The sequence below is a fragment of the Streptomyces sp. NBC_00461 genome (genome assembly GCF_036013935.1).
GTDB lineage: Bacteria > Actinomycetota > Actinomycetes > Streptomycetales > Streptomycetaceae > Streptomyces.
Genome location: NZ_CP107902.1, coordinates 1138331 through 1153972, shown reverse-complemented (window position 1 = coordinate 1153972; position 15642 = coordinate 1138331). Strand labels below are relative to the sequence as shown.

The window sequence follows — 15642 nt, the reverse complement described above, 5'->3', positions numbered from 1 at the left end:
GGACGCGCTCAACTCAAGGTGCCCGGCCGCTTGTGCAGCGCTTGACGGGCTGCCCGCTTTCTGACGAATGAACGATCGCACGACGTCCCCTCCATCCCTGTTACCGATCGCCCCTACGGAGGCTCGACCATGCCCCATTCCCGTCCCCGAACCGTCGATGACGGAAGGGCCACAGCACCGCGCCCCCAGGCCGTGGTGGCGGCCCTGGCCTTCGGCGGAATCGTGTTCTCGCTGATGCAGTCCCTGGTCATCCCCATCATCCCGGACCTTCCGAAGCAGCTGGGAACCTCGCCGTCGAACGCTTCCTGGGCCATCACCGCCACCCTGCTCGCGGGCGCCGTCGCCACCCCCGTGATGGGCCGGCTGGGAGACATGGTCGGCAAGCGCCGTATGCTTCTGGTCAGCCTGGTCATGCTGGTGACCGGCTCGGTCATCGCCGCACTCAGCGACTCACTGACACCAATGATCGTCGGACGGGTGCTGCAGGGAATGGCTGCCGGCGTCATCCCGCTCGGCATCAGCATCATGCGTGACGAGCTGCCCCCGGAGCGGCTCAGCTCCGCCACCGCACTGATGAGCGCATCCCTGGGCGTGGGCGGTGCCCTCGGCCTGCCCGCCGCCGCGGCCATCGCCGACAACTTCGACTGGCACACGCTGTTCTGGGCCTCCGCCGGCGCCGGCGCCCTCGCCACCGTCCTGGTACTGGCGCTCGTACCGGAGTCGCAGGTGCGCACTGGCGGACGCTTCGACGTCGTCGGCGCCATCGGCATGGCGGCCGGCCTGGTCTGCCTGCTCCTTGCCATCTCCAAGGGCGCCGACTGGGGCTGGACCAGCGGCACCACCCTCGGCCTGTTCGCCGCGGCCGTCGTGGTGCTGCTGTTGTGGGGCTTGTTCGAACTGCGCGTCAAGGAACCGCTGGTGGACCTGCGCACCGCCGCGCGCCGTCAGGTGCTGTTCACCAACGTCGCCTCGATCGCCGTTGGGTTCGGCATGTTCACGATAATGCTTGTCGTGCCGCAGCTCCTGCAGCTGCCCACTGCGACCGGCTACGGTCTGGGCAGGTCGCTGCTCACCGCCGGCCTGGTCCTGGCGCCGATGGGCCTGGTGATGATGGCCGCGGCTCCGGTGTCCGCCCTCCTCTCCAAGGCCCGGGGCCCGAAGACGACCCTGATGACCGGCGCTCTGATCGTGGCCGCCGGCTACGGCCTGAACATCGTCCTCATGGACGAGGTCTGGCAGTTCATTTTGGCGTCCTGCATCGTCGGCGCCGGCATCGGCTTCACCTTCGGCGCCATGCCTGCCCTCATCATGGGCGCGGTCCCCGCGTCCGAGACGGGTGCCGCGAACAGCCTCAACACCCTCATGCGGTCTATCGGCACGTCGTCCGCCAGCGCGGTCGCCGCCGTGATCCTCTCCCAGATGACGACGACGGTCGGCTCCGTCTCCCTGCCGTCGGAGAACGGCTTCAAGACGGTCATGGCCGTCGGCGCCGGCGCCGGCCTCCTCGCGTGCGTCCTCGCCTCCTTCATCCCGCGCCACCGCCCCGCCACCGCCAGGGCGGTGGACACTGCAGCCGAGTCGGCCATACCGACCGCGATCCCGGACAGGGCCGCCGTACCGGCCACCGGGGCCAACACCATGGAGAAGTAGTGGGTCACCGTTTCCCGTCCGCCGCCCAGCGGATGCCGGTGCCCTCCACCGCCGCGGCCGTTGCCGGAGGGCTACCGGACGGTGGACGCGCCCGAGGCGCGGGGAAGACGCCCCTGGCCGGAGCCTCGATGACGCTGATCCCGCTCGCAGGACGTCAGGTGGGCCGCTCCGTCACCCGCGCCGACGGCTCGTACGGCGTGGACGCGCCCGGCGCCGGATCCTACGTCCTCATCGCGTCCGCAGACGGATACCAGCCGCAGGCCACGACAGTGGCCGTGGGCGACGAGCCGGTTGCGTTCGACATCCTGCTCAGCGGTACCAGCGGGCTGACCGGGGTGGTGCGCTCCGCCGACAGCGGGGCCCCGGTCGCCGACGCCGCAGTCATCGTGACCGACGTGCGCGGGGACGTCCTGGCCAACCGAACGCCGCCTGGCCGCACTGCCGCCAGACTCACGTCCGCTGCCGTCGGTGGCCGCCTACGACCAACTCCTGCGTCACACTCGGCCGTCAGCCGGGCGTCCCACCAGTTAAGGAGCCCCGCCATGAGCGTCACCCGTCACCGCGGCCTGACCGAACAGGCTGCTGATGCCGCCATCGATGCCGCCTGCCGCAACCTGCGGCTGCCCACGATGCGCGGCCAGTTCTCCGAGCTCGCCGACGCCGCGGTCCGCGATCAGATGACCTACCGCGGGTTCCTGGCCGAGCTGCTGATGGCCGAGTGTGACGACCGCAACCGCCGCCGTTGCGAGCGCCGGATCAAAGCCGCGGACTTCCCCCGCGAGAAGGCACTGCGCACCTTCGAGTTCGACGCGAACCACGCCATCGACCCAGCTGCATCCACACCCTGGCCTCGTGCGACTGGGTCCGCAAAGGGCTGCCCCTGTGTCTGATCGGCGACAGCGGCACCGGCAAGTCACACCTGCTGATCTCGCTGGGCACCGAGGCCGCGATGGCCGGCTTCCGGGTCAAGCACGTCCCGGCCACCAAGCTCGTCAACGAGCTCGTCGAGGCCGCCGACGAGAAACTGCTGACCGAGACGATCGCCCGCTACGGACGAGTCGATCTTCTCTGTATTGACGAGCTGGGCCTACATGGAGCTGGACCGGCGCGGCGCCGAGCTGCTGTTCCAGGTTCTGACCGAGCGCGAGGAAAAGAACAGCGTGGCGATCGCCTCCAACGAGTCGTTCTCCTCCTGGACCAAGACGTTCACCGACCCGAGGCTCTGCGCGGCCATCGTGGACCGCCTCACCTTCGGCGGCAACATCATCGAGACCGGCAGCGACTCCTACCGACTCGCCCACACCAAAGCCCGCCAGCAGGCCGCTGCCGTCTCCTGACGGCACCGGGCCCTTCCTTCCCAGGCGCCGATCACACCGACCGGAGGACGGGTCAACGTGGAGAGCCCGCAGGTGTCGGCGTACACCTGCAGGAGAAGAACAACTCCCCTCGCCGGGCAGGCAGGCTCCAGGATGACGCGCGCAGAAGCGGAACGGTCACGCTGGCATGGTGGCCGGTTCGGTTGTCATCCCGTCGCCCGATCTGGTGGCTATCACGCCGCCCTGGGACCGCAAGCTTGGCGAATTCGGCCGGCGGATCGGAAATGGGTTGCGGTCCCAGCACGGCGTGACCGAGGCGCCATCAGGCGACGGGATGACAGCCAAACCTCGACGGGCGCACAGAAGGGCGGCGCGGCCCCTGGATCAGGACGATTGCGGGACCAGGGCGCTGTAGTCCTCGCCGGTGTTCATCTTGACGAGGAGCGCAGTGTCGAAGTAGTCGGTCCACCGGCTGATCTTGCCGCCAGTGATAACGAAGGTGCCCATCACCGGAACCCCGTGCTTGATACCGTCCGGTGTACGGATCATGTCGACCCGCTCGGTGAGCACGACATCACCGTCCCCAGCCAGGTTGACCATCCGGTACTCATAGCTGTCTGGGAACGCCGTCATCTGCTGAGCCAGGTTCTCTACGATGGCGTCGACGCCGACCGCCGGCGGCATACCGACGTTGTGGTACACGGCGTCGGCAGTGAAGAAACGGCGCAGGACCTCCGCGTCACGTTTGACCATCAGGTCGCAGAACTCGCTCACCAGCGCTGTATTGGTGCTCATCATGTCCTCCGAATCAGTCAACATACAACCTGTATGTGGACCATACTGAGGGCATGTCGAACGAGCAACCCCCCACCCGGGCCTCCGCGATCGCGCAGCGGTCAGAGGCCACCCGCGCGGCCCTACTCGAGGCGGCCAGGCGCCTGTTCGTGACCAAGGGCTACTTCAACACCGGGACCGAGGAGATCGTGGCCGAAGCGGGGGTCGGGACGAGGGGTGCGCTCTACCACCACTTCAACGGCAAGAAGGCGCTCTTCCACGCGGTATTCGAAGCCGTCGAGACCGAGCTCTTGACCGCCGCCTCAGGCGCAGACCAGATCGGCAGCGCCGCCGAACAGCTCAGATCCGGGCTGATCGGATTCCTCGACGCTGCCGCCAGCCACCGTGACGTGCAGCAGATCCTCCTCATCGACGGACCCGCCGTCCTCGGCTGGCAACAATGGCGCACCCTGGAGGAAAAGTACGGACTCGGCGCCATCCGCACCCTCCTCGAACGCGCCGTCACCGAAGGCACCATCGCCCCACAACCCCTCGACGCGCTCGCCCACATCCTGCTCGCAGCACTCGACGAGGCGGCTCTCTACATCGCCAACGCCCCCGACCCCGACACAGCCAAAGAAGAATCCGCCACCGCCATGGAACGACTCCTCCGCGGCATCAGCGCATAACCCCAGACGCGATCTCATCACCCAGTCCAACCGGGGACGCTTCCAGCGATCGAGCGCACCCACTCCCTGTACCACATTCGTGCAACACGACACCGGCGAAGCACGACAGGCGACGATCATTGACGAACATGTCGACCGCAGCTCAGAAGCCATAGCCCGGCACTGTCAATTTGTGTGGGTGATGGGGTAGTTGGGGCAGGCTGGGGTGGTCTCGTGTGGCCGGTGTTGTGCCGTCAGGCATTCGCGGGGGCGCAGCCGGTGACGGTGCGCCAGATGGTGAAACGGTGGGTCATTTCGGTGCGGTAGTCACGGGCTGTGAGCAGGTGGCGGCGAGGGCGGAAGTGGGCTGAGATGCCGCTGAAAGCGGACAGGAATCTCTGGGCGTGCCCTGGTGAGGTGAAGCGCCGCATGGCGCGTTCCCGCTGCCTCGTTGGCTGGTGACTGTTCTCGGCCCGGTTGTTGAGGTACTTCGACTGACGGTGCTCGGCCGAGGGCATGACCTGGCGGTGGGCGGCGCCGTAGGAGCGCAGTTTGTCGGTCACGATCACCCGGGGCACGTACTCGTACTCCTTGAGCAGACGGCGGAAGAACCGCTTGGCCTTCACGGCCGAGGTGCGGGCGTTGTGCAGGACTCGCAGTCCCTCGGCGGCGCCGGCGTGGATCTTGGGTATGACGCCCGCGCGTCCGGAGGCGACTGCCTCGGCGGCGGCATAGGCGCAGGGGCGTGGGAGTGGTGCGACCGGGCGGGGCGCGGCACGGGGGCGCCGTCACCTCGGGCAGAGATTCATACGGCCTATGGCCTTCTGGTGGGGCGTCCCGGCTCATGATCTCCGGGACGCCCCACCACGGGTGCCTGTTCCGCCTTGTGGCGCAGGGGCGGGCTTCAGGAACGCGCGGACGGCTCGGGTTCGGGGGCCGGGCTGTCCTGTGCGGAGGCCGGGAAGGGTTCGTCGGGTGGGTCGACCGAGAGGTGGGGCATCCTGCGGTCCAGCCAGGCCGGGAGCCACCAGTTGGCCTTGCCGAACAGGTGCATGGATGCCGGGACCAGGATGGTGCGCAGGACGAAGGCGTCCAGGGCGACCGCGGCGGACAGGCCGATGCCGAACTCCGCGATCGTGCGCTGGCCGCCGAAGACGAAGGCGATGAAGACGCAGACCATGATGGCGGAGGCAGCGGTGATGACCCGCGCCGTCTCCACCTGGCCGACGCGCACCGAGCGGGCGTTGTCCTTGGTGTGCACCCACTCCTCATGCATTCGGCTGACCAGGAACACCTGGTAGTCCATGGACAGTCCGAACAGGATGGAGATCATCATCACGGGGAGGAAGGCTTCTATCGGACCTGCCCTGCCGAGTCCCAGGGCTTCCGAGCCCCAGCCCCACTGGAACACCGCGATCAGGATGCCGAAGGAGGCTCCGGCGGCCAGCAGGTTCATCACCCCCGCGACGACCGGGATCAGCAGACTGCGGAAGGCGAGCATGAGCAGCAGCCCGCCGAGGATGACGATCACCACGATGAACAGCGGCAGCTTGCCGGTGAGTACCGTCGCGAAGTCGTTGAACATCGCGGTCGGTCCGCCGACGTAGACCTTGAGGGCGGTGCCCTTCTCGGCTGTGGGGATCACCTCGTCACGTAGGCGGTCGATCAGGTCGGAGGTCTCCTTGTCCTGGGGGGAGGCGGTGGGGAAGACCTGGACGATGCCCACCGTGGAGCCGGGCCGGATGGGCATCGCGGTGACGCTCGCGACGCCTTCGACGTTCTCCAGCCGGGCGGACAGTTTCGTCAGGGCGGCCTTGTCCGCGGCCGAGGGGACCTGGGCGACGAGCTGCAGTGGCCCGTTGAAGCCGGGGCCGAATCCGTCGGCCAGCAGGTCGTAGGCCTTGCGGGTGGTGGTGGACGCCGGGTTGTTGCCCGCGTCCGACGACCCCAGGCGCAGGGAGAAGACGGGGAGGGTGAGGGCGACCATCACCACCAGCGCGACCAGGGACAGCACACGGGGGCGCCGCTCGACCACAGCGGCCCAGCGGACCCAGGGGCCGGATGTGGCGTTCTCGGGCAGTGGCTCGCCGGCTGCCAGCCTGCGCCGCGCCCGCCGGCCGAGAACCCGCATGCCGAGCAGTCCCAGCAGGGCCGGAAGGAGGGTCACCGCGGCGAGGACGGTCAGCGCCACCGTCAGCGCCGAAGCCACGGCGACTCCGTTGAGGAATTCGGTCTGCAGGACGAACATGCCCAGCAGGGCGATGCAAACGGTGCCGCCGGCGAAGAGTACGGCACGTCCCGAGGTGTTCACCGCCCTGACCAGGGATTCCTGGACGTCGAGCCCGGACTGCAGGCCCTTGCGGTGCCGGGTGACGATGAACAGGGCGTAGTCGATGCCCACACCCAGGCCGATGAGGGTGGACAGGGTCGGGGCGATCTCACCGATGGTCATCCCATGACTGAGCAGGCCCGTGGCGAGGATGGCGGTGCCGACCCCGGCTGTCGCGGTCAGGATCGGCAACAGCATGGCGAACAGCGAGCCGAAGGCGATGAAGAGCACCACGGCGGCCGCCAACACGCCGATGAGTTCACTGGTGGCCGGCGGTGCCTGCTCGGTGCTCTTGATCGCCTGGCCGCCCAGTTCGACCTGCAGGCCGTCGGTCCTGGCCGCATCAGCGGTGTCGATCACCCGCTGGACGTCCGCATCGTCGAGGTCCTGCTGGACCTTGGCGAAGTTCACCTGGGCGTAGGCGGTGCGGCCGTCCTTGCTGATCTGGGCCGAGCCCTGCGCACTGTAGGGGCTGGTGACACCGCTGATCTCGGGCAGCTTGGCGATCTTGTCCAGGGTGTCGGTCATCCGCTCCCTCGTCGCGCTGTCGCGGACGGAGCCGGAGTCGACATGCCAGACCACGGTGTCCGTGTCGCCGGCCTGAGCGGGGAAGGACGATCTCAACAGGTTCAGGGCCTTGTTGGACTCGCTGTTCGGCAGTGAGAAGCTGTTGTTGTAGGCGCTTCCGGCGCTCTGCGAAGCGGCAACGAGTCCGCCGAGCAGGCCGAGCCAGAGCAGCACGACGACGACCCGGTGTTGGTAGCACCAGCGTGCGAGAGTAGACAATGGGGCTCCACGTTCAGGGGTGGGTGGTTCGGTAGGTGCCGAGGCGCTCTCGCCGAGAGCCGGGTCCGGTGACCGGATCATCATGATTTTGCAATCGCCCTGGCTGCGGCATCCGCGAGGGGAACCGCGAGTCGGCAAGAGCATGTGCCGTGGCCGGGTTTGTGGCGGTGGGAACGTCGTACAGGGTCGCGAGGCGCAGCAGTGCATACACGTCGTGAGCGTGCGGGTGGACTCCCAGCGGGTCCCAGAAGAACACCAGGCAGGTCACCTGTCCGGTGCTGACCAGCGCGCCGATCTGCTGGTCTCCACCCAACGGCCCCGACTCGACCGAGTCGACGGGTAACCCCGTCGACTCGGTCACAACGCGCGCCGTACTACGTGTGGCTACCAATCGCTTCCCCATGAGCCAGGCGTGTTGCGCCTGGGCCCATTTGGCCAGTTCATGTTTCTTCGCATCGTGTGCAATGAGAGCTATCACCATGGGTGGCGTGGCCGTGTTCGCCGCGGGTAAGCCGGAGGTGTTCACCGGGTGCCGCCGGGGGCGGTGTGGACGATCTCGGCCTGGTCGCGTTTGGTGTACGCGTCCCAGTAGTGCTCGGCGATGGTCTCGGGCTCTGTGCCGGGACCGCTGCCGATGTACACCCCGATCGCCACGTGTGCGGCGTGCACTCCGTGCTCGGCGAGGTCGATGCCCAGGGCCATGGCGTAGTTGCGCAGGGCCGCCGCTGCGACGCCGATGCTGCCGAACGCGCCGCCGCTCGGCCGGATGGAGGAGGCGCCCGTGGAGAACAGCAGGGTGCCGCTGCCGCGTTCGAGCATGGCGGGCAGCACCTGACGGACCGCGGCGACCGCTCCGTACAGGTAGTAGTCGAGCTGCTTGTGGAGGTCCTGCGCGGTGGCGTCGACGGCGGCGGCGCCGGCGAATGTGGGGTCGGCGGGTGAGTACTCCAGTACGTCGATGGCGCCGAACCGGTCGGCGACCGCGGCGAGCGCCGACTGCAGCGAGTCGGGACGCGTCACGTCCGCGGCGAAGCCCGCGGCCTCGATGCCCTCCTCGGCGAGCTGTGCGGCGAGCGCGTCGAGCTTGTCCTGGGTCCGGGCGACCAGGGCGACCTGGAAACCCTCCCTTCCGAAGCGGCGGGCGATGGACAGGCCCAGGCCTGGGCCTGCTCCGATGACGGCGATGACGGGCATGGGTGGTGCTCCTGTGGTCGGACGGACTGGACGGATGAGGGGCACCTCTCGCCACGACAGCGGTCAGGACTGAAAGTCGAGGGCGGCCTCATGTTCTGGAGCGTAGCAGAGAATATGAGGCTGCCCTCCGGTTGATAGGCTGAGTGGCATGGCCATCGACCGTCCGTCCGCCTCCGCCGAAAACCCGGCCCCTGCCCGCCCCCTGCGGCGCGACGCGCAGCGCAATCGCGAGGCCCTGCTCACCGCGGCCCGCTCCTGCTTCGCCGAGCAGGGCCTGGAGGCATCCCTGGAGCAGGTGGCCAAGCGGGCCGGGCTGGCCATCGGCACGCTGTACCGGCACTTCCCCACCCGGCTGGACCTGGTGCAGGCAACCTTCGCCGGGAAGCTGGCCGCCTGGCGGGAGGCCGCCGAGAAGGCCGTCACCATGGACGACGCCTGGGCGGGGCTGTGCCACTTCCTGGAGACCATGTGCGAACTCCAGTCACAGGACCGGGGGTTCAACGACCTGGCCTCCATACGACTGCCGGAGAGCGCCTGCCTGGCAGGCACCCAGACCCGCATCCGCGAACTCGGCGTACACATCGTCGAGCGTGCCCAGGAGCAGGGCAGCCTGCGCCCCGACCTCACCCCCCAGGACCTCGCCTTCGTCATCTGGTCGCACAGCCGCGTCACCGAGGCCACCCACGCCATCGCCCCAAACGCCTGGCGCCGCCACCTCTACCTCCTGCTCGACGGCTTCCGAACCGACCGCGCCCACCCGCTGCCGGCACCGCCGCTCACCGGGGAGCAGCTGTACCGCGCCATGACCAGCCTCGGCGGAAACGGGGCCTGCGGCGCCTGACCGTCGGCACGCGTCGTTGTCTGGCTCTAATGACTCCTAAGAGGTCGTTTTCCTCTATAGATTACGTTTCATCCCAACAAGTCCCCGCGGCGGAGTGGGCCTTGAGATACCTCAGGGGTTGGAGCGATTGACGGGGCGCGAGGGAGGCCCACATTGCCCGTCTCATCCGAGGAAGCCCGTCTCATTCCAAGGGGAGTTGATATCAGCGATTACTCCCGCCGCTCTGCGCAGGAACCCGATACGTGAGAGACGCAAGCGCCTGCCTGTGGCGCGTGAAGTTGCACAAAATAGAGGAAAACGACCTCTCAGCGCAACGTCCCCGTCGATGCCTGCCGCTTTCTTTCCGGTGCTCTGCTGCGTCACCCGGCGCACAACTCCTGATCTCGGATGTCCGTCCAAGCGGATCAAGCCCACGGCGCCGGTGAACCGCGCAGCTGTTCACGCGTCCTGTGCGGGTCCGGTGTCATCGCCGGCCACGGGACGACCGCCGATCAGCACCAGCCGTACCAGCTCGGCGTCCAAGAGGGCCAGTGCCTGGGCTATGGGGGCGCGCAGCAGCACCAGATCGGCCGGCGCCCCCGGGTGGATCCGCTGTGGCGAGTCGCCCGGCCGCTGGGCAGTGGAGAGGTAGCCCGTAATTGCCTGGGCGGGAGTGAGCCGTTCGCCGGGGCCGAGGACGGCGCCCGAGCCGGTGCGCCGCTGCACGGCGGCGCGCATGACCGCCCAGGGGTCGATGGGCCCGTAGGGCGCGTCGCTGGACAGGCCCACCGGGATCCCGGCCGCCCGCAGCGACGCGCAGCGGTACAGGTCGCCGTGCTCGTCGGCGGGTGTGCCGCGCCGGTAGTCGTCGCCGCGGTCGGCGAGGAAGCCCGGCTGGGTCACCACCCGCAGGCCCAGGCGCCGTACGGTCGGCAGGACTTCGCAAGGAGTCAGGGACGCGTGTTCCAGCCGGTCGCCGGGGAGCGTACCCACTTCCTCCAGTACCGCCAGGAGCAGCAGGATCGCTTCGCGGGTCACACAGTGCACGGCGACCGGCCGGCCGGTCCGGTGCGCCGCCTCGACGGCTTCGGCGAGTTCGTCGAAGCCGGGCAGCGCCGAGTCGGCGATGACGATCTTCCACGGGCCGGATCGCGGACCGGACCGTTCGGGCGGGCTGCCGGTGAGCGGTGCGCCGAGCAGATGCACCCGTTGCGGCAGTTCTTGGCGGGCCATCGCCTCGGACACGGCCGCGACCGTGGCGGCGTCCAGGCCGGGCGTGGCGTCGGTGATCGTGGTGATGCCGTATCCGGCCAGTCGTCGGCCCAGGTCGGCCAGCGAGGGCGGGGCGCCGGGCGGCAGGCGACCGCGCAGCCAGGCGTCCGCCCGCCACAGCCGTCCGGTCGGGCGGCCGTCGGCGTCCCGCTCCACCCCGGCGTGATCGGCCGTGGCCAGGCCGACGGCCGCGACAGCACGGGAGTTGAGCATCCACAGCGCGCCGCTGCGGTGCTGCACCCTCACCGGCACGTCAGCGCGCAGCGCGTCCAGCCGGGCCGCGTCCAACTCGCCCGCCACGGATTCGTGGTAGCGCACCCCCCGGACCCAGCCGTGCCGGTCGGGGCCGGCGCGGTGCAGGGCCCGCGCCAGCCCCTGCGCGTCGTGGACCGTGGCCGGGTCGCACGCGGCGGAGGCGAGGTCCGCCGCGGTGGCGAACAGGTGCAGGTGATGGTCCGTCAACCCGGGCAGCAGGGCTCCACCGTGCGCCTGGAGCTCGTGCTCCGCACGGCCCGCGCGCGGCAGGGCGCGGCCCGTCTCCAGCACCCGGCCGCGTCCGATCCGCACATCCAGGAGCTCTCCGTCGATCTCCGCGCCGCGGATGAGCAGGCCGGTCATGGTACGGCGATCCCGAGCCGGCGCAGCACCGCACCGGTGTCCGCGCCCAGCATCGGCGCGGCACCGGCGGGCGTGCGGGCCACCGGCGCCGCCACCGGGACCAGGCCCGCGCCGGTGTCCACCTGCCAGCCGTCACCGCCGTCCAAGGGCAGCGCGCGCGCCGTGGGGGCCGTATGCGCGCGTACCGTCGCCGCCACCACATCGGCCATCGCCACCTCCCACAGCACTCCGCCACCGCCCTCGGGTTCGGACATCGCCAGCGCGGCGGCCGTCAGACCGGTCAGCGGGTCGGCGATCGCGTCCCCGCAGAAGACCGGCGTTCCCTGGTCGTCGGTGGCCAGCAGGCCGCCTGCCGCGGCCACGTCGTCGCCGAACCCCACCCGGTCCACGGACCGGCCGTAGGCGGTGATCGACACCCAGGTGCAGCCGCGCTCCACCTCGGCCGCCGCGTCCAGGCCGAACCGGGCCAGGGCCCGGGGGCGGGAGGCCTCGACGACCACGTCCGCGGCGCGCACCAGCGCGTGCAGCGCCGCTCGGTCGGCCCGGTCGGCCGGGTCCAGTGCCACCGCGCGGTGCCCGGCGTGCAGCAGGTCGTAGAAGGCCCGGTTGCCGAACCTCGCACCGTCCGGACGCGAGGGCACCTCGACCTTGACCACCTCCGCCCCGGCCAGCCCCAGCAGGTGCGCGCACAGCGGACCGGCCCACAGTGCGCTGAAGTCGACGACCAGCATGCCGCGCACCGAGCGGGGCCGGCCAGGGCGCGGCACGCGTACGGCATCCGCCTCCAGCCCCCCGCCCGGCCACCCGCGTACCGCCCCGGCCGCCAGTCCCAGCAGCGCCACCCGCTCCTCCAGCTCGGCCGTGCTGTGCGCGGCGAGCCAGGTGGCCAGTCGCCGCGGCAGCCACTCGTCCAGCTCATGCCCGATCAGCGCGCTCCACAGCAGCGGGTCGTCCGGGCGTACGCAGGAGACCGCCGCCCAGCCGTCCGCCGTGGGCAGCAACCGGCACCCGCCGCCCACCGAGACCCGCCCCCTGCGAGTGGCGCCGGTCAGCGCCGCCCGCTCGGCCAGCAGCCGCCCTCCGTCCACCCGTACCGGACGGCCCGCCTCCGCGCCGGCCCGCCCGATGTGCGCGGCCAGGCGCGCGGCGAGAGCGGCCGCCTCGCCCATGGGCACCAGCGGAGTCCCGCCGGCGTGCCCGGTCAGCCACATCACTCCACTGCGTGCCCAGGCGTCTGCCGCGGCAGCGGCTGACTGCGGTGCCCCAGTGACCATGCCCGGATGGTAGAACGAGGAGGTGGCTGCACCAACCATGATCCGTGTCGAGGACCTGGCCGCGGGCGCGGCACAGGCGGAGCTGCTCGGTGCGGACGGGACCGTGGAGGATCCGCTGGTCGTCGTCGACCTGGACCAGCCGGCCGCCGACGAGACAGTGCTGCGCCGGGCGGTGCGCCGGGCCGCGGAGTGCGACCGCCTGCTGGTGGGCCTCACCCGCACGACCGACGGCACACGCCACCTCGTCCCACCGCTGCTGGACGCGCTGGACCTGACACTCGTGCCCGTCGACAGCGCCGATCGGCGTCTGGTCGCAGTCGACGACCCCGAGGCGACAGCCCGCACCCTGGTGCGCGCGGCCGCGGACAGCCCCCAGGCGGCCGTCATCCTGGGCCGTCTGCTGCGCACCGGCCCGCGGCTGACCGTAGGACAGGCCCTCGACGCCGAGTCGCTCGCCTACTCCACACTGCTGGCGGGCCGTCGCTTCGCCCGCTGGCAGGCCGCCCGCGCTCCCCGCCGGCCGCCGCCGCCCGCCCCGGCCGATCCCGTGCTCGTGTGCCGGGACGGGGACGTCCTGCGGGTGACCCTCAACCGGCCGGAACGGCACAACGCCTATGGCCGGGAACTGCGCGACGCCCTCGTCGCCGCGCTCGACCTCGCACTGCTGGACGACACCCTCACCGAGGTCGTCCTGAGCGGCAACGGGCCCTCCTTCTGCTCCGGCGGCGACCTCGGCGAATTCGGAGTCGCCCGCGACCTGGACACCGCACATCTGATCCGCACCCGCGCCGGCGCCGCCCTTCCCCTGCACAAGCTGCGCGACCGCGTCACCGTCCGCCTCCACGGCAACTGCATCGGCGCCGGGATCGAGCTGCCCGCCTTCGCCTCCCGGGTCGTCGCCGACCCGGGAGCCGTCTTCCGCCTGCCCGAACTGGGCATGGGCCTGATCCCCGGCGCCGGCGGAACGGTCAGCGTTCCGCGCCGCATCGGCCGCTGGCGCACCCTCCATCTCGTGCTGACCGGCTGCCCGCTCACCGCCGAACGCGCCCTGGACTGGGGTCTGGTCGACGAACTGAGCCCGTCCGGCCCGACCGGCGCCTGACCCGGAACACGGGAACACACGCCGAGCTGAGGCGTGCACGGATCTCGACACCCCTGCCTGGAAGCCATACGATATGGCTTCCGGAAAGCCTTTCGTTAGCGTGGACGGAGGGGCTGGCGCCCTTGCGACCTGCGGTGTCACCGCAGGAACCGGGCGTCGGCCGAGCCCTGCCGGGGGGACCGCCGCCGCGTACCCACGGTCAAGCGCCGCCCCCCGCCGTTGCCGACCGTGACGTCACCCGCGATGTCCGCACCCACGGAGAGGTAGCGCAAATGATCGAGACCAGCGTCGGTCCGTTCACACCGGAACGCCGCATGCTCATCGACGGCAAGCTCGTCGAAGCGGCGTCCGGCAAGCTCTTCGACAACATCAACCCCGCGACCGAGGAAGTGCTGGGCAGCGTCGCCGACGCCGGGCACGAGGACATGGCGCAGGCCGTCACCGCGGCCCGGCGGGCGTTCGACGAGACCGACTGGGCGACCGACCACGCCTTCCGCCGACGCTGCCTCGAACAGCTGCAGGAGGCCCTGGAGTCCGAACGCGAGCACATGCGCGCCGAGCTCGTCGCCGAGGCCGGCACCCCGGTGGCGGTCACCCGGCTGCAGTTGGACTCCCCTCTGGAGGACGCCCTGCGCTGGCCGGCCAAGTACATCGAGCAGTTCCCATGGGAGCGGCAACTGCCCGACGGGAACGCCTTCGGGATGGCCAGCAAGCGGAAGGTGGTCAAGGAGCCGCAGGGTGTCGTCGGCGCGATCATCCCGTGGAACTACCCGTTCGAGGTGACCGCCAACAAGCTCGGCCCGATCCTCGCCACAGGCAACACGGTCGTCGTGAAGCCCGCACCGGACACCCCCTGGAACGCCACCCGCCTGGGCCGGCTCATCGCCGAGCACACCGACATCCCCGCCGGTGTGGTGAACATCGTTCCGTCCTCCGACCACCTGGTCGGCGAGGCCCTCACCCTCGACCCGCGGGTGGACCTGATCTCGTTCACCGGCTCGACGGTCACCGGCAAGCGGATCATGGAGAAGGGCGCCGCCACGCTCAAGCGCGTGTTCCTCGAACTCGGCGGCAAGTCTGCGATGATCGTCTGCGACGACGCCGACCTGGCCCAGGTGCTGCCGGGCGCCAGAGCCGTCTGCTCGCACGCCGGGCAGGGATGCGCGCTGCAGACCCGCGTCCTGCTGCCCAGGTCCCGGTATGCCGAGGGCGTGGCGATCCTGAAGTCGGTCATGGAAAACATCCCGTACGGCGATCCGACCGACCCGGGCAACATCCAGGGCCCGCAGGTGAGCGCGAACCAGCGCGACCGCGTCCTGGCGTACATCCACAAGGGCGTCGAGGAGGGCGCCGAACTGGTCGTCGGGGGACGCCGGCCGCCTCACCTCGGCAAGGGCTACTTCATCGAGCCCACGCTGTTCGTCAATGTCGACAACTCCATGACGATCGCCCAGGAGGAGATCTTCGGCCCCGTCCTCACCGTGATCGCCTACGACGACGACGAGGACGCGATCCGCATCGCCAACGACAGCAGCTACGGGCTGTCCGGCGGAGTCTTCTCGGCCTCGCCCGAGCGGGCCATGGCCATCGCGCACCGCATCCGCACCGGGTCGATCTCGGTGAACGGCGGCAGGTGGTACGGCGCCGACGGACCGTACGGGGGCTACAAGACCAGCGGTATCGGACGGCAGAACGGCGTCGAGGGGTTCGAGACCTACCTCGAGACCAAGCTCATCGGGTACATCGGCTGAGCGGTCCTCGACCGCCGCGCCACAGATCCCGCGTTCAGCACCGGACAAGGCACCGGGCAAGCAAGGCACCGGACAAGCAAGGAGTACC

11 protein-coding genes and 3 pseudogenes are annotated in these 15642 nt (G+C 70.2%); 7 read left to right on the top strand and 7 right to left on the bottom strand.

Annotated elements, in window-relative coordinates:
- Positions 1–129: 129 nt before the first annotated feature.
- The 3 genes and pseudogenes from OG870_RS05675 (at position 130) to istB (ending at position 2987) form a co-directional block, all read left to right on the top strand.
- Positions 130–1650 (top strand): MFS transporter, encoded by a 1521-nt coding sequence (locus OG870_RS05675; protein ID WP_266586696.1) that lies wholly within the window; start codon positions 130–132, stop codon positions 1648–1650.
- A 32-nt stretch (positions 1651–1682) separates the two neighbouring features.
- A pseudogene (locus OG870_RS48100) lies at positions 1683–1877 on the top strand (hypothetical protein); the annotation flags it as partial.
- 315 nt (positions 1878–2192) lie between these two features.
- Positions 2193–2987 (top strand): annotated as a pseudogene (gene istB, locus OG870_RS05665) (IS21-like element helper ATPase IstB).
- Between the two features lie 363 nt (positions 2988–3350).
- Here the strand turns inward: istB and OG870_RS05660 are convergent.
- The gene (locus tag OG870_RS05660) at positions 3351–3764 is read right to left on the bottom strand and encodes a limonene-1,2-epoxide hydrolase family protein (RefSeq protein ID WP_266531529.1); all 414 of its coding nucleotides are present in this window, start codon (positions 3762–3764) and stop codon (positions 3351–3353) included.
- A 50-nt stretch (positions 3765–3814) separates the two neighbouring features.
- Between OG870_RS05660 and OG870_RS05655 the strand changes: the two genes are divergently transcribed.
- Entirely contained in the window at positions 3815–4429 is a 615-nt protein-coding gene (locus OG870_RS05655; protein ID WP_327690686.1) for a TetR/AcrR family transcriptional regulator, read from the top strand.
- Positions 4430–4662: 233 nt separating this feature from the next.
- Here the strand turns inward: OG870_RS05655 and OG870_RS05650 are convergent.
- The 4 genes and pseudogenes from OG870_RS05650 to OG870_RS05635 form a co-directional block, all read right to left on the bottom strand.
- Positions 4663–5061 (bottom strand): annotated as a pseudogene (locus OG870_RS05650) (DDE-type integrase/transposase/recombinase); the annotation flags it as partial.
- A 251-nt stretch (positions 5062–5312) separates the two neighbouring features.
- Positions 5313–7523: an MMPL family transporter gene (locus tag OG870_RS05645; protein WP_269648611.1), complete on the bottom strand. Its 2211-nt coding sequence runs from the start codon at positions 7521–7523 to the stop codon at positions 5313–5315.
- 13 nt (positions 7524–7536) lie between these two features.
- Positions 7537–8004 (bottom strand): methylglyoxal synthase, encoded by a 468-nt coding sequence (locus tag OG870_RS05640; RefSeq protein ID WP_266586702.1) that lies wholly within the window; start codon positions 8002–8004, stop codon positions 7537–7539.
- Between the two features lie 41 nt (positions 8005–8045).
- A complete protein-coding gene (locus OG870_RS05635; RefSeq protein WP_327690685.1) occupies positions 8046–8717 on the bottom strand; it encodes an SDR family NAD(P)-dependent oxidoreductase in 672 nt (223 codons plus the stop codon).
- A gap of 148 nt (positions 8718–8865) precedes the next feature.
- Between OG870_RS05635 and OG870_RS05630 the strand changes: the two genes are divergently transcribed.
- Positions 8866–9558 carry a TetR/AcrR family transcriptional regulator gene (locus tag OG870_RS05630; RefSeq protein WP_327690684.1) on the top strand — a complete coding sequence of 231 codons (693 nt, stop codon included), beginning with the start codon at positions 8866–8868 and terminating at the stop codon, positions 9556–9558.
- 438 nt (positions 9559–9996) lie between these two features.
- On the opposite strand, the gene OG870_RS05625 is transcribed toward OG870_RS05630, so the two are convergent.
- Together OG870_RS05625 and OG870_RS05620 are read right to left on the bottom strand one after the other, a co-directional pair.
- Positions 9997–11427 (bottom strand): amidohydrolase family protein, encoded by a 1431-nt coding sequence (locus OG870_RS05625; RefSeq protein WP_266586708.1) that lies wholly within the window; start codon positions 11425–11427, stop codon positions 9997–9999.
- A complete protein-coding gene (locus tag OG870_RS05620) occupies positions 11424–12701 on the bottom strand; it encodes a CoA transferase (RefSeq protein WP_326670783.1) in 1278 nt (425 codons plus the stop codon). Before OG870_RS05620 ends, OG870_RS05625 begins: the two co-directional genes overlap by 4 nt.
- 37 nt (positions 12702–12738) lie before the next feature.
- On the opposite strand from OG870_RS05620, the gene OG870_RS05615 reads away from it, so the two are divergent.
- Both OG870_RS05615 and OG870_RS05610 read left to right on the top strand, forming a co-directional pair.
- Positions 12739–13803, top strand: a complete 1065-nt coding sequence (locus OG870_RS05615; protein ID WP_266586712.1) for an enoyl-CoA hydratase/isomerase family protein — start codon at positions 12739–12741, stop codon at positions 13801–13803.
- 272 nt (positions 13804–14075) lie between these two features.
- The gene (locus OG870_RS05610) at positions 14076–15554 is read left to right on the top strand and encodes an aldehyde dehydrogenase family protein (protein WP_327690683.1); all 1479 of its coding nucleotides are present in this window, start codon (positions 14076–14078) and stop codon (positions 15552–15554) included.
- The last annotated feature ends 88 nt before the right edge of the window (positions 15555–15642 follow it).